This window comes from Flagellimonas lutimaris, from assembly GCF_003581615.1.
Taxonomy (GTDB): domain Bacteria; phylum Bacteroidota; class Bacteroidia; order Flavobacteriales; family Flavobacteriaceae; genus Flagellimonas; species Flagellimonas lutimaris.
The window spans coordinates 260,992-281,036 of sequence record NZ_QXFH01000070.1 but is presented as its reverse complement, the minus strand read 5'-3'; the positions used below and the strand labels follow the sequence as shown (position 1 = coordinate 281,036).

16 protein-coding genes are annotated in these 20,045 nt (G+C 40.1%); 9 read left to right on the top strand and 7 right to left on the bottom strand.

Annotated elements, in window-relative coordinates; all coding sequences use genetic code 11:
- Positions 1–19 precede the first annotated feature (19 nt).
- Together kbl and D2V08_RS05705 are read right to left on the bottom strand one after the other, a co-directional pair.
- Positions 20–1,213, bottom strand: coding sequence for a glycine C-acetyltransferase (gene kbl, locus D2V08_RS05710; protein ID WP_119607100.1), 1,194 nt, complete (start codon positions 1,211–1,213; stop codon positions 20–22).
- 15 nt (positions 1,214–1,228) lie between these two features.
- A complete protein-coding gene (locus D2V08_RS05705) occupies positions 1,229–4,354 on the bottom strand; it encodes a UvrD-helicase domain-containing protein (RefSeq protein WP_119607099.1) in 3,126 nt (1,041 codons plus the stop codon).
- Positions 4,355–4,475: 121 nt separating this feature from the next.
- On the opposite strand from D2V08_RS05705, the gene D2V08_RS05700 reads away from it, so the two are divergent.
- Positions 4,476–5,084, top strand: a complete 609-nt coding sequence (locus D2V08_RS05700) for a superoxide dismutase (protein WP_119607098.1) — start codon at positions 4,476–4,478, stop codon at positions 5,082–5,084.
- Between the two features lie 662 nt (positions 5,085–5,746).
- Here D2V08_RS05700 and D2V08_RS05695 read toward each other — a convergent pair.
- The 4 genes from D2V08_RS05695 to purN all read right to left on the bottom strand — a co-directional run bounded on the left by D2V08_RS05695 (position 5,747) and on the right by purN (position 9,995).
- Positions 5,747–7,645 carry an amidophosphoribosyltransferase gene (locus D2V08_RS05695; protein ID WP_119607097.1) on the bottom strand — a complete coding sequence of 633 codons (1,899 nt, stop codon included), beginning with the start codon at positions 7,643–7,645 and terminating at the stop codon, positions 5,747–5,749.
- 43 nt (positions 7,646–7,688) lie between these two features.
- Complete coding sequence (locus D2V08_RS05690; RefSeq protein ID WP_119607096.1) at positions 7,689–8,615, bottom strand: PfkB family carbohydrate kinase; 927 nt, start codon at positions 8,613–8,615, stop codon at positions 7,689–7,691.
- Between the two features lie 180 nt (positions 8,616–8,795).
- The gene (locus D2V08_RS05685) at positions 8,796–9,431 is read right to left on the bottom strand and encodes a ribonuclease H1 domain-containing protein (protein WP_119607095.1); all 636 of its coding nucleotides are present in this window, start codon (positions 9,429–9,431) and stop codon (positions 8,796–8,798) included.
- The gene (gene purN / locus D2V08_RS05680) at positions 9,432–9,995 is read right to left on the bottom strand and encodes a phosphoribosylglycinamide formyltransferase (protein WP_119607094.1); all 564 of its coding nucleotides are present in this window, start codon (positions 9,993–9,995) and stop codon (positions 9,432–9,434) included.
- 162 nt (positions 9,996–10,157) lie between these two features.
- Here purN and D2V08_RS05675 point away from each other — a divergent pair, with 162 nt between their 5' ends.
- The 7 genes from D2V08_RS05675 to D2V08_RS05645 all read left to right on the top strand — a co-directional run bounded on the left by D2V08_RS05675 (position 10,158) and on the right by D2V08_RS05645 (position 16,356).
- Positions 10,158–10,391: an acyl carrier protein gene (locus D2V08_RS05675; RefSeq protein WP_009778413.1), complete on the top strand. Its 234-nt coding sequence runs from the start codon at positions 10,158–10,160 to the stop codon at positions 10,389–10,391.
- Positions 10,392–10,491: 100 nt separating this feature from the next.
- The gene (gene fabF, locus D2V08_RS05670) at positions 10,492–11,742 is read left to right on the top strand and encodes a beta-ketoacyl-ACP synthase II (protein ID WP_119607093.1); all 1,251 of its coding nucleotides are present in this window, start codon (positions 10,492–10,494) and stop codon (positions 11,740–11,742) included.
- A 9-nt stretch (positions 11,743–11,751) separates the two neighbouring features.
- A complete protein-coding gene (rnc, locus tag D2V08_RS05665; RefSeq protein WP_119607092.1) occupies positions 11,752–12,489 on the top strand; it encodes a ribonuclease III in 738 nt (245 codons plus the stop codon).
- Between the two features lie 105 nt (positions 12,490–12,594).
- A complete protein-coding gene (locus D2V08_RS05660) occupies positions 12,595–13,065 on the top strand; it encodes an IPExxxVDY family protein (protein WP_119607091.1) in 471 nt (156 codons plus the stop codon).
- A 2-nt stretch (positions 13,066–13,067) separates the two neighbouring features.
- Positions 13,068–14,510 (top strand): pyruvate kinase, encoded by a 1,443-nt coding sequence (gene pyk, locus D2V08_RS05655; RefSeq protein WP_119607090.1) that lies wholly within the window; start codon positions 13,068–13,070, stop codon positions 14,508–14,510.
- Positions 14,511–14,672: 162 nt separating this feature from the next.
- A complete protein-coding gene (locus tag D2V08_RS05650) occupies positions 14,673–15,521 on the top strand; it encodes a helix-turn-helix domain-containing protein (RefSeq protein ID WP_119607719.1) in 849 nt (282 codons plus the stop codon).
- Between the two features lie 286 nt (positions 15,522–15,807).
- Positions 15,808–16,356, top strand: coding sequence for a carboxymuconolactone decarboxylase family protein (locus tag D2V08_RS05645; protein WP_119607089.1), 549 nt, complete (start codon positions 15,808–15,810; stop codon positions 16,354–16,356).
- A 53-nt stretch (positions 16,357–16,409) separates the two neighbouring features.
- Here D2V08_RS05645 and D2V08_RS05640 read toward each other — a convergent pair whose 3' ends face one another.
- Positions 16,410–16,985 (bottom strand): TetR/AcrR family transcriptional regulator, encoded by a 576-nt coding sequence (locus tag D2V08_RS05640; RefSeq protein ID WP_119607088.1) that lies wholly within the window; start codon positions 16,983–16,985, stop codon positions 16,410–16,412.
- 260 nt (positions 16,986–17,245) lie between these two features.
- Between D2V08_RS05640 and D2V08_RS05635 the strand changes: the two genes are divergently transcribed.
- Positions 17,246–20,026 (top strand): M16 family metallopeptidase, encoded by a 2,781-nt coding sequence (locus D2V08_RS05635; protein WP_119607087.1) that lies wholly within the window; start codon positions 17,246–17,248, stop codon positions 20,024–20,026.
- Positions 20,027–20,045: the final 19 nt, after the last annotated feature.

Sequence of the window (20,045 nt, the reverse complement as noted above, 5' to 3'; positions counted from 1 at the left end):
TTGATGTATTTCGTCGAATTTAGATGACATTTAACGACTTTCCTACCTTTATAAATGCATTAATCGCATGGTCCAAGTGTTGCTTATCGTGGGCTGCGGACAATTGAACACGAATTCTTGCCTTGTCTTTGGGAACCACTGGATAAAAGAAACCAATCACGTAAATTCCTTCTTTCAAGAGCATATCCGCCATGTTTTGGGATAGTTTCGCATCGTAGAGCATTACTGGAACAATGGCAGAATCGCCATCAATTATATCAAATCCAGCTTCTTTCATGCCTTTTTTGAAGTATTCCGTGTTGTTTTGGAGCTTATCGCGCAACGATGTATCTGTATCCAGCATTTCAAAAACTTTAATAGACGCCCCAACAATGGCTGGTGCCAACGAATTGGAGAACAAATAGGGTCGTGAACGCTGGCGAAGCATTTCAATAATTTCTTTTTTTCCAGTAGTATAGCCGCCCATAGCGCCGCCCAAAGCTTTACCGAGTGTCCCTGTAATGATGTCTATACGATCCATAACACCTTTTTCTTCCAAAGTTCCGCGGCCTGTTTCCCCTATAAACCCTGCTGCGTGGCATTCATCAATCATAACCAATGCATCATACTTATCTGCCAAATCACAGATTTTGTCCAAAGGAGCCAAAAGGCCATCCATGGAGAACACTCCGTCGGTTACGATTATCTTAAAGCGCGATCCATCGGCGTTACTTTGTTTGAGTTTTTCCTCAAGGTCGGCCATATCGTTGTTGGTGTAGCGATATCGCTTTGCTTTGCACAAACGAACCCCATCAATAATGGAGGCATGGTTCAAGGAATCTGAAATAATAGCATCCTCAGCGCTGAGCAAAGGCTCAAATACCCCACCGTTGGCATCAAAAGCTGCTGCATATAATATGGTATCCTCGGTGCCGTAGAAATCGGCGATTTTCTGTTCCAATTCTTTATGGATGTCCTGCGTTCCGCAGATAAAACGTACTGACGACATTCCAAAACCGTGGGTGTCCATGGTGTCTTTTGCGGCTTGGATTACATCAGGATGTGAGGAGAGCCCCAAATAGTTGTTCGCACAAAAATTGATGACTTCTTCCCCTGTGGAAATTTTTATCACAGCGTCCTGCGGAGAGGTAATGATTCGTTCTTTTTTAAATAGGCCAGCTTCTTCAATTGCTTCCAGTTCCTTGGCCAAATGTTCTTTTATTTTTCCGTACATATCTTTTAATTCGCTTTATACAAAAATAGGGTCTATTTCTTGGTCAATATAAACAATGACCGATTGTTTGATTTTAAAATCCATTTCTCTTAAAATATCTGCGTAGTTGGCAATCTGCTCTTTGTGGTTGGGCGATGGTTTTCCTGTTTTATAATCAATGATAGTGGCTTCGTTTCCAGAGATAACAATTCTATCGGGACGAAGGGAACGACCATCCGTTGTCAAGATTTCTCGTTCGTTCAAAATTTGAAGCCCCTCCAAGAATAGGTCCTTCAATTTCGGATGGTTCACAACGGCCATTATTTTTTGTTTGATGTCGCTCGCGGCCTCTGTGGGAAAATGCCCCTCAATTTCCAATCGCTCTAGAACACCATCAACATCTTGCTCGGTCCCAATTTGGCTCAATGCAAAGTGAATCAAATTCCCCATCTCAATGGCTTCCATACGTTCATCGTCCCACATACGGCCTGATTTGGTAGAAACCGTAAATCCGGAGTCCTCCTTTGGACGGGTGACATAGGAGATATAATTTTCGGTGGATTCCAAAGGTGAAGTTGCAATTTCTTTTGATGGAAAGGTTCCGATGGTATAAACACCACTTTTACTTTCAGGAATATTCTTCTGCTGAATATACAATTGAAACAAATCAGAGTAGGATGAAGCAGCATCAACTAAAGCAATATCTTTTTTACTGGTCTCGGTAATCACAAAGAGTCCTTTTACGGGACGGGTGAGTGCAACGTAAAGCACGTTCATGGAATCCAACAGGGTCTTTTGCTCCTCGTCTATATATTTTTGTTGGGCTACCTCGTTGTATTCCAACATATCTTTATTATTGTTGATTAGAAATTCGTCCAATCCTAAAGCTTCATCATTGGTTGTGGCTGGCACCCAAGATTTCTTTTTCTTTCGTTTGTCATCCAGAACCGCATTGGCAAACGGAAAAACCACAAATGGGAATTCAAGACCTTTCGCCTTGTGGATGGTCATAATTTTTACGGCATCCACACCATCGGGTGCTGCGATGGAAAGGGAACCTTTTTTTACTTCCCAATAATTAAGAAAAGCATATACGCTTGGTCCTTTCCTTTTTTCCAAATCCAGTACTTCGTCCATCAAAAACGAAATATGCGCAACGGAACCCTCATAAAGCTCAAACTGTACAATAGCGGTTTCCAAAATGGCAAGCACAGGTTCGCCTTTTAATTCAGTTAAATTGAAATGGTATGCCGAGGCTAGGAATGCTTCGATAGTTTCCAGGTTTTTGCTGATGAAGTCGTGTTTGCCGTTTTCATCGGGAGACAGATACATTAATATATGGTATGCTGCCTCTCGGTCTTTTTCATTTTCAAAAATCCGAAGGATGGAAATCAAAAAGATGACCTTTTCATTTTTGCTCAACAGCAACGCATCCGAAGAAATAATGGGAATCTGATGCTGCGCTAAAAAATCCGCCAGCAGCATTCCCTTATTATTGTCGCGAACCAAAACGCAGATATCGGCATACGCATGGTTTTCCGAAATGATGTGTTGAATGGCCCTTAGTGTTTCATTGCAATAAGTGGTGTCCTTTTCTTCTACATCTTTGTCCAAAAAGGACATTTGAATATAACCTCCAGGTTTGTTGTTGGTTTTTTGATGGGAGTCGTTCAAAAAGAGGTTTCGATAGTCTTCGTTGGCGAGTACAGGCGCCACTTCGGTAAAAAAGCTATTGTTGAAGTTCACGATTTCATCATAACTCCGCCAATTGGTATCCAAAGAATGAACGCTGGGCTCTACTACGAAGGGCTGCGATTTTTTATTTATCAGATTAAGGAACTGTTCTGCTCTACCACCACGCCAGCGATAAATGGCCTGTTTTACATCACCCACCAAAAAAAGAGAACCGTGTTGGTGCTTTTCATCTTCACTTTCCAAAGCATTGCCAATAAGCGGCACCAGATTTTCCCATTGCATTTTTGAGGTATCCTGAAACTCATCTATAAAATAATGACGGTATTTTTCGCCCATCCGTTCATAAATAAAAGGTACAGGCTGATTCTTGATTTCTTTTGAGAGAATCGCGTTCAGGGAAGAAATGGGAATGATGTCCCTATCCAGCTCAATATTTTTGATTTCCTTGCCGATTTCGTTCAAAACAGTCATCGGTACGATATTGCCATAAATGTTTTGCAAATAACTATGCCGATAAATCAATTGCTTTATCCTGAGATACTTTTCCAAAATGGTCACGGCCAATTGGGTAACGTCCCTTTTGTCACTGGTCTTGAGCAATTTCCCTTCCACCAGATTGGGCTCCAAAGTTTTGGCGGTGTACAATTTTTTTGGGTCGAGCTCGCCATCAATCATTTTTTTAAAATGATTGGGAAGGGTTTGTCTGGGAAAATCTGCAAAATCAAACCCTTGATTCTGCATTTCCTGAAGCACAATTTCAGCCAGTTGTTTTACCTTTTCTTCAATGGCCTTACTTTCTGATGCCATCCTTTTTTGGATGTCCTGAAAATCCGAAATGGATTTTTCTCGCAAGGGATTTATGTGCTCGGCATGGTTTTCCTGAAAAAGAAGTTTCCCGATTTCTATTAAATCGTATGTAATGTTCCAGCTTTTGTCATCATCAATTTTTTCCAAGGAAAAAGCGATCAGTACCTCGGTAAGTTTTTCATCGTTGCCCGCACGTTCCAGCAATCTACCCACGGCTTCTTCCAATAGTAAATCCAAATTGAGCTCCACTTCAAAATTTTGGGATAGGTGCAGATCGCGGGCAAATGTTTTTATGATTTTGTGGTTGAACTTGTCAATCGTAGAAATCTCAAAAAAAGAGTAATTGTGGAGAATCCGCTTTAGAATAAGCTTTGATCGTTTCGGTAATTCTTCTTCGGTCAAAGAAAGTTCATCACAAAGTGAATGGAAAAGACCTTTCTGTTTTTCGGGGACAACATCTTGACCAAAAGCATAAAGGTTGTCCAATATCCTGGTTTTCATTTCATCTACCGCTTTGTTGGTAAATGTAATGGCCAAAATCTGGCGAAATTTTACCGCAGCATCGTTGGACAGCAATAATTTAAGGTATGTTTTTGCTAAGGCATAGGTTTTGCCCGAACCTGCAGATGCGCTATATATTTTAAAATTAGACCCCTCCAAGGATGTTTTTCCTGCAAAATAAGGATTCCTTGCCTGATGTTAACATGGTTTTAGCGGAATATAAATGTTAAAACTTGTATTTTTACGTGATTAAAGTAATAACCTAAAAAAACAGAATATTATGGCTTTTGAATTACCTAAGTTACCGTATGCATACGATGCATTGGAACCACATATAGATGCAAGGACCATGGAAATCCACCATACCAAGCACCACAATGGCTACACAACTAAATTAAACGCGGCTATCGAAGGAACAGATTTGGCCGGAAAAGATATTGAAGATATCCTTTCTGGTTTGGATATGTCCAACACCGCAGTTAGAAACAACGGAGGAGGATTTTTTAACCACAGCCTTTTTTGGGAAGTAATGTCACCAAACGGTGGTGGAGCTCCATCAGGCGAATTGGCCTCTGCCATTGATGAAGCTTTTGGTTCTTTTGATGCATTCAAAGAAAAATTCAGTGCTGCTGCCGGATCAAGATTTGGATCAGGTTGGGCTTGGTTGTGCGTGCACAAAGGAGGAAAAGTTGAAATTTGCTCAACTCCAAACCAAGATAATCCCATTATGCCAGGAGTAGGTTGTGGTGGTTACCCAATTTTGGGCTTGGATGTTTGGGAACATGCATACTATCTGCATTATCAGAATAGAAGACCTGAATATATTTCAGAGTTTTTCAGTGTTATCAACTGGGATAAAGTTTCTGAAAATTACGCAGCAAGCAAATAAGAGTTAGCTTGCCTTTAAAATTAAAGCCCTGCACGAAAGTGCGGGGCTTTTTTAGTTTTAGTTTTTTTAAATAGAAAAGGGCGAGGAAGTCCTCACCCTTTTCGTCCCAAATCTTACCATAAACTTAACCTACTTATGCTATGGCGAGACTAAAATACTGGTATTGTGAGAAATAACAAAGGGTTTTAAAAAATATTTTGCTTTTTGGAAGAAAAAGAAAACGTGCAGTTCATCGATAAAATGGATAAAAGCTTGGTAGTCAAATATAAAGAAGCCGGAGCACGCTCCGGCTTCTTTCCCCAAATCTTACCATGAACTTAACCTACTTATGCTATGGTTCTCCAAATGTAAGCTAAGCTATGTTTTTGTGCCCAAGCTTTTAGATGAAACCCCCTTTAATTGGTTAAAGTGTACAACTGGACTTTAGGATTGATATTTATCAAGTAAATGAGTGTGTTTTTTTAAAATTGGAGAAGTATGTAAAATAAAAAAGGTGGAATAGCTTCCACCTTTTTTGCCCCAAATCTTACCATGAACTTAACCTACTTATGCTATGGCAGATACTAAAGTAGGATTGTGGGTTTCTGATTGTATAAAAACCCGCCATACTGCTAGTTTCATCGATAAAGTGCACGCTTTGCACTCTTTTTCTATGTAACTGATTAATAAGCTCTTTCGTTTTTGCCTTCAAAAAAGTTGACAAAAGCTTTATTGACTATTCTGTTTCCTCCTGGTGTCGGATAATTTCCTGTAAAATACCAATCTCCCAAGTTTTGAGGACAGGCGCTGTGCAATCCTTCAATAGTCTGATAGATAATTTCAACTTCAGCCTTGATTCCTTCTGGACTCAAAATCTCCCCAATTTTCTTGGAAATCTGTTTGGCAGAGAAGGGCGCATAAAATTCTTGCACGTAGTTCACCGCGTTCTTATTGGACGGGTCGGTCTGCGTTAAGCACTTTTCATAGATTTCCTTGATCAAATGTGTTGTGCCATGATCCTCGTGCAATGCTTTGGCTGCTTTAAAGGCTACAAAATCTTCCAGCTTGGCCATGTCGATTCCATAACAATCGGGATAACGTATTTGCGGAGCGGAGGAAACTACAACAATCTTTTTCGGAGAAAGTCTGTCCAATATTTTTAGGATACTTCGTTTCAATGTCGTTCCCCGCACAATACTGTCATCAATTATAACAAGGTTGTCCGTGCTCTTTACAGAACCGTACGAAATGTCATAAACGTGCGTCACCAAATCATCTCTACTACTATCTTGGGTGATAAAGGTTCTTAGCTTCGCATCTTTGATGGCTACTTTTTCTATACGCGGCCTAACACTCAATATTTTATGAAGCTGTTCTCCTGTCATATTCGGACCTAAGGCCAAAATTTGTTCCTCTTTTTTCTTGTTAAGGTAATTTTGGGCCTCTTTTACCATTCCAAAAAAGGAAGTTTCTGCCGTATTGGGGATATAGGAGAAAACCGTGTTCTCCAAATCGTTATCGATGGACTTCAATATTTCAGGAAATACCAGTTTCCCCAATTTTTTTCTTTCCTGATAGATTTCTTTATCACTACCTCGGGAGAAATAGATGCGCTCAAAAGAACACGCCTTACGTTCGGTTGGCTCCAAAATCTTTTTCAAGGCCATGGAACCGCTCTTTTTGATGATTACGGCATGTCCAGGATCTAGCTCTTTTACATCATCAAAATTAACGTTGAATACGGTTTGAATCACGGGACGTTCCGATGCAACCACCACAACTTCATCATCTTGGTAGTAATAAGCGGGTCGAATTCCCGCTGGGTCTCTCATTACGAAAGCATCACCGTGTCCAATAAGTCCGCTCATGGCATACCCGCCATCCCAGTTTTTTGAGGCTTTTCTCAAAATCTTGGCTACGTTCAAACGTTCTGCAATCAAAGCAGAAGCTTCTCTTTTGGTGTATCCTTCTTTTTTGATCTGTTTGTAGAGCTTGGCAACGGCATCATCCAAAAAGTGACCGATTTTTTCCATTACGGTTACAGTATCAGCTTTTTCCTTTGGGTGTTGTCCCAATTCCACCAAGTTCCCGAAAAGCTCATCAACATTCGTCATGTTAAAGTTCCCCGCAACAATGAGGTTACGGTGCATCCAATTGTTCTGTCTCAAAAACGGGTGTACGTTCTCGATACTGTTTTTTCCAAAGGTGCCATAGCGAACGTGTCCCATTAAAAGTTCTCCGATATAGGGAATGTTCTTTTTTTGCCAGGCTACATCGTCTTCATGTTCTGGATGCTCGGTCAGGGCCGTATTGATACGATTGTTTATTTGGGCAAAAATATCCTGAATGGGCTGTTGTTGGGCCGATCTTACACGGCTCATGTACCGTTCACCGGGTTCCATGTCCATTTTAATACTTGCAAAACCAGCTCCGTCTTGTCCGCGGTTGTGCTGTTTCTCCATCATTAGGTACATCTTATTTACGCCGTAAAAAGCTGTACCGTACTTTTCTTTGTAGTACTCCAGGGGTTTAAGCAAACGGATCAACGATATTCCGCATTCGTGCTTAATGGGATCACTCATAACAAATCAAATAAAAAAGCCCCGAAATTTTCAGGGCAAACATTTACGTTAATTCAATATTGAACTGCGTCAGTTCTTTAAACTGTACCAAGCGGGCATCGACCTCGCTCTTTTCTAAATCTACCATCCGTTCGGTTCCAAAGCGTTCCACACAGAACGATGCCAAATTGGAGCCGTGAATAATGGCGTTCTTCATACTTTCAAAAGATATGTTGCCTGCTTCGGTCAAATATCCTGAAAAACCACCTGCAAAAGTATCTCCCGCACCGGTTGGGTCAAAAACTTCTTCCAAAGGAAGAGCAGGGGCAAAGAAAATATTGTCTTTATGGAACAAGAGGGCGCCGTGCTCCCCTTTTTTAATAACTACATATTTAGGTCCCATTTCCTGGATCTTCGCAGCAGCTTTTACCAAGGAATATTCGTTGGTCATTTGTCTTGCCTCTTCATCATTAATGGTGATAACATCGATTTTGGAGATTACCGCCATCAACTCATCCCATGTATTGTCCATCCAAAAATTCATGGTGTCCAAAACTATAAGTTTTGGTCGTTTTTCCATCTGATTAATTACACTCAACTGGATGTTTGGGTGAAGATTACCCAACATTACGATATCAGCACCGGTATAATCATTGGGCACCACTGGATTAAAGTCGGCCAAAGTGTTTAGTTCGGTGGCCAAGGTATCTCTTGAATTAAGGTCGTTGTGATATTTTCCTTCCCAAAAGAAGGTTTTACCACCTTTTACTACTTCAACCCCGGAAAGGTCAATGTCCTTATTTTTTAAAATATCCATGTAAGATTGAGGGAAGTCATCCCCCACCACAGATACGATTGCGGAGTCTATTTTAAATTGTGAAGCTGCCAAGCCGATAAAGGTGCCAGCGCCACCCAAAATTCTTCCTGTTTTCCCGAACGGTGTTTCAATGGCATCAAAGGCCATGGTTCCCACGATCAGTAATTTGCCCATTCCCTAATTTTTGCTGCAAATATACGGTTTGATATTCCATATTGGAATCATTAGTATAGGTTTTAAGAAAAAGAGTGAGTAAATACTAGTTCAAGCTCAAGTTTCGGGCTTGAGTGCTTGCACAAAAGGAGGATGCTTTCCAAGTCTTACATCTAGCATCACATTTCTGATTTCTCACATCTATTTTCTTCCAAAATCCGCAGGAATTTCTCCCCAGGCTTTGGTCTCCCACTTCACGATTGGAGTGTTGAACCTATTTTTTTTCAGCCATTCCTCGGCCCGTTCTATCAGTTCAAAAAGCTGGGCATTTTTGGCTGTTTTGTTCAATTTGGTGCCACACTTTTTCTTGCGTACCCACCCAATGGCGATTCTGGAATCTGAATAAAGGATACGTTCACTCTTTTGTTGCTTTAAGAAAGCAAGACCGTGGACCAGCGCTAAAAACTCGCCAACATTATTGGTTCCCTGTTCAAAAGGACCTTGGTGGAAAAGAACTCGCTTGGTTTTTGTATCTACTCCACGGTACTCCATTTTTCCAGGGTTGCCACTGGATGCAGCATCTACGGCAATAGAATTGTAATTGGGGTCGCCAATTTTTAATAATTCCTCAGGGGTGAGATCTGTTTTGCTCTTGGATTTGCCTTTATACTCCAAATAATTGCCATTGAAGGCTTTTTTGGCCTCCGCAAAGGTGGAGAAGGATTTGTACTGTGCTCCTTGGACCCCATCAATTTGTGCTTTGCAATCGGCCCAAGATTCAAAAATACCGGGATGTTTTCCTTTCCAGACTACATAAAACTTCTTTTTCTTCGCCATTTAGGATAAGAGTTTTTCGATTACCCGAGGAAAATGTTCGTATTCCAGTTGATGTACTTTTTGGGCAATGGAATTTGCATCGTCTGAAGGAATTACATTTGTTTTTGCTTGAAAAATGATGGCACCCTCATCATAATTTTCGTTTACATAATGAATCGTAATACCGGTTTCAGTCTCTTTATTGTCCTTTACAGCTTGATGCACCTTGTCTCCATACATACCTTTTCCACCATATTTAGGTAGCAACGCTGGGTGAATATTGATAATTTTATTCGGGAAAGCATCAATAAGGTTGGATGGAATCTTCCAAAGAAAACCAGCAAGCACAATTAAATCCGTGTTAAGTCCTTGTAAAAAATTTACGACCGTATCAGAATCTTTAAATGCAGGCTTATTAAAGTAGAAAGCAGGCACTCCAAGACGGTCGCAACGCTCCAAGACCTTTGCCGAGTTCTTGTTGGTAAGCACCGCAGCCACTGTCACCTCTGGTTTTTCATGAAAAAAGGAAATAATATTTTCTGCATTTGACCCACTACCTGATGCAAAGATGACAATTCGTTTCATTCGTTAGGAATTCATGTGATTTTGGATTAAATTACGTCGGCTAAAATAATGTACAACACTTTAAGATCCTTAATTTGGAGCACATTTTATCGACAAATAGTGTATTTAATCCAAAGTTTTATATTTTTGCCAACGATTTAAATTTTTAAAACCACAATAATTATGTCAGACATTGCATCAAGAGTAAAGGCTATCATCGTTGATAAACTGGGTGTAGATGAAAATGAAGTTGTAGCGGAAGCTAGCTTTACCAACGACTTAGGAGCGGATTCCTTGGACACTGTTGAACTTATCATGGAGTTTGAGAAAGAATTTGATATTCAAATACCAGATGACCAAGCAGAGAACATTGCCACTGTAGGTCAAGCAATTAGCTATATAGAAGAAGCTAAGTAATTATATGATATATCGCTAAAGATTATAAATTATCCATGTGGTTATGATCACATGGATAATTTTTTTTATAATTTACGTCTAAAGGGTAAAAAATAGTTCAATGCAGTTAAAGCGAGTTGTGGTTACCGGAATGGGAGCGTTAACACCCATAGGTAACAATTTGGAAGCTTATTGGGAAGGACTACGGACCGGTAAGAGCGGTTCTGCCCCCATTACTTATTTCGATACCGAAAAATTTAAAACAAAGTTTGCTTGCGAGCTTAAAGGGTACGATCCTGCCGATTTTTTTGATCGTAAGGAAGCCAGAAAACTGGACAGGTTTGCCCAATATGCCTTGGTGTCTTCAGATGAAGCCATAGCAGATTCTGGAATCGACCTGGAGGTTGTGGACAAGTTTAAGGTAGGTGTTATATGGGGTGCAGGAATAGGCGGATTGGAAACTTTTCAAAATGAGGTGATCAATTACGCCAATGGTGATGGTACACCACGTTTTAATCCATTCTTTATTCCCAAAATGATTGCCGATATAGCACCAGGTAACATTTCCATTAAACATGGATTTATGGGACCAAACTATACTACGGTTTCTGCATGTGCCTCTTCGGCCAATGCTATGATTGATGCCCTCAACTATATTAGGTTGGGACATTGCGATGTCATAGTAACCGGAGGTAGTGAAGCTGCGGTAACTATGGCAGGTATGGGCGGATTTAATGCCATGCACGCACTTTCCACAAGAAATGAAAGCCCGGAAACCGCTTCCAGACCATTCGATGCCACAAGAGACGGATTTGTCTTGGGAGAAGGTGGAGGAGCACTTATACTTGAAGAGTATGAGCATGCCAAGGCCCGAGGCGCCAAGATATATGCAGAAGTTTTAGGTGGTGGACTATCCAGTGATGCTTACCATATGACCGCACCGCATCCTGAGGGTATAGGGGTTGTCAAAGTTATGGAAAACTGCTTAGAGAATGCTGGACTAAAACCGGAAGACGTAGATGCTATAAATACGCACGGAACATCTACCCCGCTTGGAGATGTTGCTGAGTTAAAAGCCATTACTAAAGTATTCGGTGACCACGCCAAAAATATCAGCATCAACTCCACCAAGTCCATGACCGGACACTTATTGGGAGCAGCTGGAGCCATTGAGGCCATTGCATCTATTCTGGCTATGGAACATAATTTAGTGCCTCCCACCATAAACCATAGTGTTGTGGATGAGCAAATAGACCCATCGCTAAACTTGACCTTGAACAAGGCACAAGAGCGAGAGGTAAAGGTTGCCATGAGCAATACGTTTGGCTTTGGAGGACACAATGCTTGTGTGTTATTCAAAAAATTAGGGTAGTTTTGTAACATGAAACTTACTCCCAAAATATTCAATTCCCATCCGAGCACGGATGGGGATTTTTTTTTGGGAATGAAAAGAATTCTCGGGTTTAAGCCCAAGAACTTGGAAATCTACAAAACAGCGTTCCTCCATAGATCCATGAACAAAAAGGATGAAAAAGGCAATCCCGTTAACTACGAACGTTTGGAATTTTTGGGTGACTCCATGCTCGGAACCATTATTTCAAAACATTTGTACAACGAAGTTCCAGAAGGAGATGAAGGCTATCTAACCAAAATGCGCTCCAAGGTGGTGAGCAGAAAGCATCTTAACGAATTAGGGAAGGACTTGGGATTATTGAAATATGTGGAGAGTAGGATTCCTAAATCACATTTTGGAGAAAACATACATGGAAATGTTTTTGAAGCACTTGTTGGAGCTATATATTTGGATAGAGGTTATAATTATTGCGAAAAATTTATTGATGAAAGAGTAATTGAGCCCTATGTGGATATTGAACAGCTCGAGGGCAAGGTCATCAGTTATAAAAGTTTGGTAATCGAGTGGTGCCAAAAAGAAAAAAAACCTTTCAATTACCACGTGTATGAGGACACTGGGAATGATGAGCTTAAGCACTTTGCTGTAAAACTAACCATTGGAGATAGAATGTTGGCAAAAGCGAGGGCCACGTCCAAGAAAAAAGCCGAGGAAAAAGCATCCAAACGAGCCTATTTTGCACTACAGAGCAAGATAGAAAATCAGTAACTTTAAATAACGGTAAACTCAAACGTTTTCGCTTGTTTTATAAGTGTATTGTTTTGTATTAACTAGGCATTCATTAGGATTAAGCCTATATTTACCGTTCGTGTTATGGGCATGTTAACAACACACAAGATATCGGCAGACTTATATGATGATTGTTTTTCTCTCATCGCCATTCACAGCAATTTGGAAGATTATGCCATCACTTATGCCATAAATTCCGGTTGTGGACTATATTTAAAACGGATGAAAAAAGACCTTCATCTAGATAAAAACAAGTCTTTCTCCGTGTTCGATTGGGATGATGAGATAAATGATGTGTACTGGACGCTGATTTCGAACAAATGTGAAGTTGAGGAGGAGACACCATCGGTCGGGTTATTTGGAAATAACATTTCCATAAGAACTGATCATTTATTGAAAGAACGAAAAGAAGTGGATTATTTTTTGAAAGTTGATGCAGCGGACGATGCTATATTTTCTCAAAAAATTAAAGCCATCAATCAGATTTCCAAAGTGATAACAGCATATCCATTGGACACACAAAACCTAAAATCAAAAAGAAATTTAATCTTTTAACAATGCCAACTAGAAAGAAGACTAAAATTGTAGCAACCCTGGGTCCGGCTACCAGTAAAAAGGAAGTCCTAAAGGAAATGATCTTGGCGGGAGTGGATGTTTTTAGAATAAACTTTTCCCACGCTGCCTATGAGGATGTCACGGAGCGAATCAAGATGATAAGGGAACTCAATGAGGAGTTGGATATCAACACCGCCATACTTGCCGACCTTCAAGGGCCTAAACTAAGAGTAGGGGTAATGGGCGGAGAAGCCATCGTTGCTCCAGGTGATGAGGTTACATTTGTTACGGGAGAACCTTTCGAAGGAACTGCGGAGAGGGTATACATGAACTACCAAACCTTTCCTAAGGATGTAAAAGCAGGAGAGCGTATACTATTGGACGATGGTAAACTTATTTTTGAAGTAAAATCCACCAATGGAGAAGATGAAGTAGTGGCCACAGTTATACAAGGAGGTCCGTTGAAATCGAAAAAAGGGGTAAATCTGCCCAATACAGATATTTCTTTGCCGGCCCTTACCGAAAAGGACATTAAGGATGCCATTTTTGCGATAGGGCAAAATGTTGATTGGATAGCTTTGTCTTTTGTGCGCCATGCACAAGACTTGTATGACCTTCATAATTTGATCAAGGAACATACCGAATACAAAATTCCGGTTATTTCTAAAATAGAAAAGCCAGAAGCACTTGAAAACATTGAGGAGATTGTAAAGGCTTCCGATGGACTTATGGTGGCCCGTGGAGATTTGGGTGTAGAGGTTCCAGCACAAGAGGTTCCATTGATTCAGAAAAAATTGGTGCTCAGTGCCAAAAAAGGTAGAATACCGGTAATCATTGCTACCCAAATGATGGAAACCATGATTACCAGTTTAACCCCAACTCGTGCAGAAGTAAACGATGTGGCCAACTCCGTGATGGATGGTGCAGATGCAGTAATGCTCTCTGGAGAAACATCGGTAGGTAATTATCCTGTTCAGGTTATAGAGAAAATGTCCAGCATCGTATCCAGTGTCGAAGGTTCCAGCTTGATTCAAGTGCCACAGACACCCCCGCACATCAGAACAAAAAGATACATCACCAAATCAGTCTGTTACCATGCGGCATTAATGGCCAACGAAATTAAAGCAAGGGCTATTTCCACATTGACAAATAGTGGCTATACTGCATTTCAGATTTCCGCCTGGAGACCTGCTGCGCACATTCTTGTATTTACATCCAACAAAAGAATATTAACTCAGTTGAATCTTTTGTGGGGGGTAAAAGCATTTTACTACGATAAATTTGTGTCTACAGACCAGACCATTGAAGATGTGAACCAAATAGCCTGTAAAAAAGGATTTTTGGAAGTTGGTGATATGCTTGTCAGCTTGGCAGCAATGCCGATCAAAGAAAAAGGTATGGTGAACACTTTACGTGTAACCGAGATAGAGAGTTGTAACTTTTAAAAGTTACAATAAATAAATTTGTAAAAAGGTGTGCATTTTTTCAATGCACACCTTTTTTGTTTGCCTACTATGTATGATTTCATTTACTAATGAGAAGTTTATGCATTGTAAGTATGAACAAGAATATTGGACTAATTGTTCTGTAACGGAATGATCAAACCAATGAAATACGAATACAACGATTCCAAATTAGGGGCTATTTTAGGTTTTACAGACGACATCAAAAGAGATCAGGAACGTTTTTCCGTTACATCAAAGACCATTAAATTTTTATGGAACAGAAATGATTGCCCGCTCACGATTCAGATAGACGGAATGGATTTGGAATTGTTGCCCAATCAAATTATTACGGTTACTTATCTGCAACATGTTTCCTATTCAGAAACAAAACTGCCTCTTTCGGCCATCCTTTTCAACAGGGAATTTTATTGCATATCCGATCATGATAGTGAGGTTTCTTGCAACGGTATTTTGTTTTTTGGAACTCAGGACATCCCTATTATCACAATTCCCAAAGGTCAGTTGAAAAAGTTCAATTTGTTGCACGATATGTTCATCGAGGAGTTTTCTACCCCAGACAATATTCAGGGCGATATGCTACAAATGCTCCTTAAAAGATTGATTATTATGAGCACGCGTTTGGCAAAGGAGCAGCTCATCGTTAAAACACTTGGGAACGACCAGATAGACACCATCCGAAGATTCAATTTTTTGGTGGACGTGCATTACAAGACTAAGAGAAAAGTAAGTGATTATGCTGAAATGTTGTACAAATCACCGAAGACACTTTCCAATCTTTTTTCCATTTATAACCAAAAATCACCCCAACAGATTATCCTGGAACGAATTGCGTTGGAAGCAAAGCGACTCATCAATTTCACCGATAAGCAAAATCAGGAAATTGCGTTTGAACTAGGCTTCAACGACCCCGCCCATTTTAGTCGATTTTTCAAAAAAATGACACAGATGACCCCCTCGGAATACCGCGAAAACCTTCTTTTGGTGGCCTAAGGGAAAATTGGTCAAGCCATCGGGAAACCCTTCCTAACACCCACCCTTCTTTTGGAAGCATCTTTGCCCTGAAATTAAAAAACAGATAAAAGATGAAACCCACGGAAAAATCTATTTTCAATCTCATTGAGATTTTTAGAACATCACAGAAAACCCAGGCGCAGACCGTACAGGTTTCGAAACACTGTGAGCAGAAATATCATCACGATTTCTATTGTGATGTTGAAAAACCATTTGTACAGACGTATTAATCCATTCATAAAAATTCAATAAAAAATTTACAATTATGAGCACAATCAATGTACCCAAAAGAGAAGAAGTAAGTGCGGCCAATCAGGCCATTTTTGACAATCTGGAAAAAGCAGTGGGTTTTGTACCCAACCTTTTCGCCACCTACGCCCACTCAGAAAATGCGTTGGCTAACTATCTTAACTTTTCCAACGCCAAAACCTCATTAAAGGCTAAAGAAAAAGAAGTGGTTAATTTGGCCGTAAGCCAAGTGAACAACTGTATTTATTGTTTATCTGCACACACTGCCATTGGTCTAATGAACGGTTTTACCGAAGAACAGATTCTTGAATTAAGGACGGGGAAAGCCTCTTTTGATGAAAAATTGGATGCTTTGGCACAATTGGCCAAAAACATTACCGAAAACAGAGGGGCAACAGATGCCCAAGTGTTGGATAATTTCTTTGCCGCCGGATGGACCAAAGAAAATTTAATTGACACCATAGCTTTGGTGGGAGATAAAACCATCTCAAACTATCTCCACAGCACTACAAAGGTTCCAGTTGATTTTCCAGTAGCGCAGCCTTTGGAAGCCGTAGAAGCTTAAAAAAATATAATTATAAGTTTAAAAGCCCTTCCAATTTTGGAAGGGCTTTTTTTTTACAGTTCAGTATCAATAAAGAGTGAGGATGCTATACTTTTGGCCATAAAAATGGGCCAATCATTTTTAAACAAGTGACTCTCGGTAACGGCACTTTCGTACAAAAGATAGAGACCTCCCGATATTTTTTCAGTTTCTGCTTTTGAAAGGTTGGAAATAGTATCACCAACTACTTCTCCCAAATACAGTAGCAACTCTTTTTTTTGTTGCTGAATAACCTTTAGAATATTTGTTTGATCTGGAGAAAGCTCGCCAAGGGTTTTAAGGGCCCAACACCCCTGAAAATTTTCTTCAAGATACATGTCCCGTAACAAATCAAAAATAGCCAACAGTTGATATTTGCTTTCATCTCTTTGATCAACGTAGCTTTTAAACCTGTTCATAAAAACACTGTGACGTTGATTTAGATAAGCAATACAAATATCCTCTTTGGATTTAAAGTGACTGTAAAGGGTAGCTTTCGCAATATCGCATTTGGCTATGATTTCATTGATACCCGTTGAATTGTACCCTTGGGAATAGAAAAGATTTCCAGCAGAGGATATAATATGCTCGTGCAATTCATTTCGTTGCATAGAAGTAATTGAAATTATAAAACACTGGGGGAGATGCTTCTACAAATTAATAAAGAAATTATGTGTCGGGCAATATAGTACAGACCAAAAAACCAAATTAAAGTTCAGCTAATGTACTGAGGAGTGGTCTTTCAATAAGAAGATAACAATAGAGATGTACTTTTACTCATGCTCTAACTTATTAAAATAGTGTTGATTGCAAACTATTCCCTATATTGTAGAAAGCAATTTTATCAATCAAATAATTAACAAACACTACAATGAAAAAATTATTACTGGCCTTTTTCATAGGCTTACTATGCACTCCTTTGAGTTATGGACAAGAATTTCAGTTTAAAGCAGAAGATATTAACATTGATTACAAAACGTACACCTTAAAAAATGGTCTTACCCTTTTGGTTTATGAGGACCATAAAGCGCCTATCGCTGCCGTCAATGTATGGTATCACGTTGGATCCAAAAATGAGAAACCCGGGAAAAGTGGATTTGCACACTTATTTGAGCATTTAATGTTCAATGGAAGTGAAAATTACAACACCGATTATTTCCAGGCTTTGGAAAGTATAGGGGGAACGGACCTTAACGGAACCACCAACACAGACCGAACCAACTACTTCCAAAATGTTCCTGTTTCGGCCTTGGATCAAGTTTTGTTTTTAGAGTCGGACCGAATGGGGCATTTGTTAGGTGCCATTGACCAAGAAAGGTTGGACGAGCAACGAGGCGTTGTGCAAAATGAGAAAAGACAGGGCGAAAATCAGCCATACGGAATGCAGTGGGATTATTTGACCAAGGCCATGTACCCCAAAGGGCACCCTTATTCCTGGACCGTTATTGGTGAGATGGAAGATTTGAACGCCGCCTCCTTGGAGGATGTACAGGATTGGTTTAAATCCTATTATGGAGCAGCCAATGCCGTTGTTGCCATCGCGGGAGATGTGGATGCTGAGGAAGCACATCAAAAGGTGATCAAGTATTTTGGAGATATTCCTTCGGGTCCTACAGTGGAACGACAGGAAGTAAATATCCCCAATAAAATTTATGATTCCCGTCAAGAATACGAAGATCGTGTTCCTGAGACAAGAGTATTATTTGCTTGGAATTCCCCTCCATTTGGATTTAAAGAGGATTTACACTTTGACCTAATCTCGGCTATTCTTACCAGTGGCAAGAACTCAAGGTTATATCAAAAATTTATATACCAAGATCAGTCGGCCAGTGCTGCTGTTTCTTTTCAGGCATCCAGTGAGATTGCAAGTAGATTCATCACCTATTTAAATGTAAAAGCGGGAGAAGATCCTGAAAAGTTAGAAAGGGAACTTCAGGCAGAGATTGATAAATTTATCAAAGAAGGCCCAACAGAAGAAGAGCTTAAAAGAGTAAAGGCGAATTACTTTGCCAATTTTATCAAGGGTATGGAGCGAATAGGAGGCTTCGGTGGAGTTTCGGATATTCTCGCCTCCAATCAAACATATCATGGAGATGCATCTTACTACAAAACAAAATTGGAATACGTTGAAGAAGCCACTATAGCGGATCTACAGAAAACTGCTGCCAAATGGCTCACCAAAGGGAAGCACATTTTGGTTTGTAAACCATTTCCAGAATATGATATTGTAGAATCTTCTGTAGACAGGAGCAAGTTGCCTGAGCTTGGAGCACCAAAAAGTTCCAAATTTCCAGAACTCCAGCGTACACAATTATCCAATGGACTTAATGTAGTTTTGGCCCAGCGCGAAGGAGTTCCCACGGTAGTTATCAATTTAGTTGCCAATGCAGGTTACAAAACCGATTACCTGTCCAGTCCGGGAACGGCAAATTTGGCCATGAATTTGATGGACGAGGGAACCAAGGACATGACTTCATTGGAAATCAATGAGCAGCTTCAACTCCTAGGGGCATCCTTGAGCACCTTTTCAAGTCAAGATGAATCTAATGTGTACATGAGTACTTTAAAGCCAAGTTTGGATGCCAGTCTGGATTTGTTTATGGACGTAGTCCTCAACCCTGTTTTCCCCGAGAAAGAATTCGAAAGACTTCAAAAAGAACAGATCAATAACATAAAACAAGAAAAATCGCAACCCATAACTATGGCTTTGCGGGTCATGAACAAATACCTTTATGGCGAAGACCATCCATACAGTAGTCCTTATACAGGAACTGGATATGAGGATACCGTTTCAAAATTGACTAGGGAAGATGTTTTGGAATTTTATAATACATGGTTCAAGCCCAACAATTCTACCTTAATTGTTACTGGGGATGTTGATATGAGCGAGTTGAAATCCAAATTGCAAAAAACATTGGGCAAATGGAAAAAGGGTGATGTACCGACCATTGCGTTCAACGAACCCAAAACCAATTCCAAGAACACGCTGTATTTGATGAACCGACCAGAATCCCAACAATCTGTAATTCTTGCTGGACATTTGACCGAAAAGTACGGTGATGTTTCAGAGATTGCCTTAGAACAAATGGTGAATATTCTTGGAGGTGATTTTACTTCCAGAATCAACATGAACTTAAGAGAAGACAAACATTGGTCTTACGGAGCTGGAGGCTTTGTATTAGGTTCCAAGGAAGAGCGTCCTTTTATTGTTTATGCCCCTGTGCAAACTGATAAGACGGCAGAATCCGTTACTGAAATCAGGAAGGAAATATCCGAATTCACTTCTACCCGTCCTGCAACCAGTGAAGAGTTGGAAAAAGTAAAAACCAATCAAGTTTTGAAGCTTCCGGGCCAATGGGAGACCAATAGTTCCGTTAATAGTTCGGTCAGGAATTTGATCAGATATGATTTGCCTGACGATTATTATCAAAAATATGATCAGAATGTAAGAAACCTTTCTGTGGATGATATCAGAAAAGTGAGCAATGAGGTGGTTCAACCAGAAAAGGTAAATTGGTTTATGGTGGGCGATAGGGCCGAGATCATTAACAAATTGGATGAACTTGGTTTTGATAACATCATAGAGATCGATGCCGATGGTAATCCAAAGAAGCCAGCAGTAGAACCTGTTAAAACAGATATCAAAAACTAAAAAAGAAGGCCTCCCAATT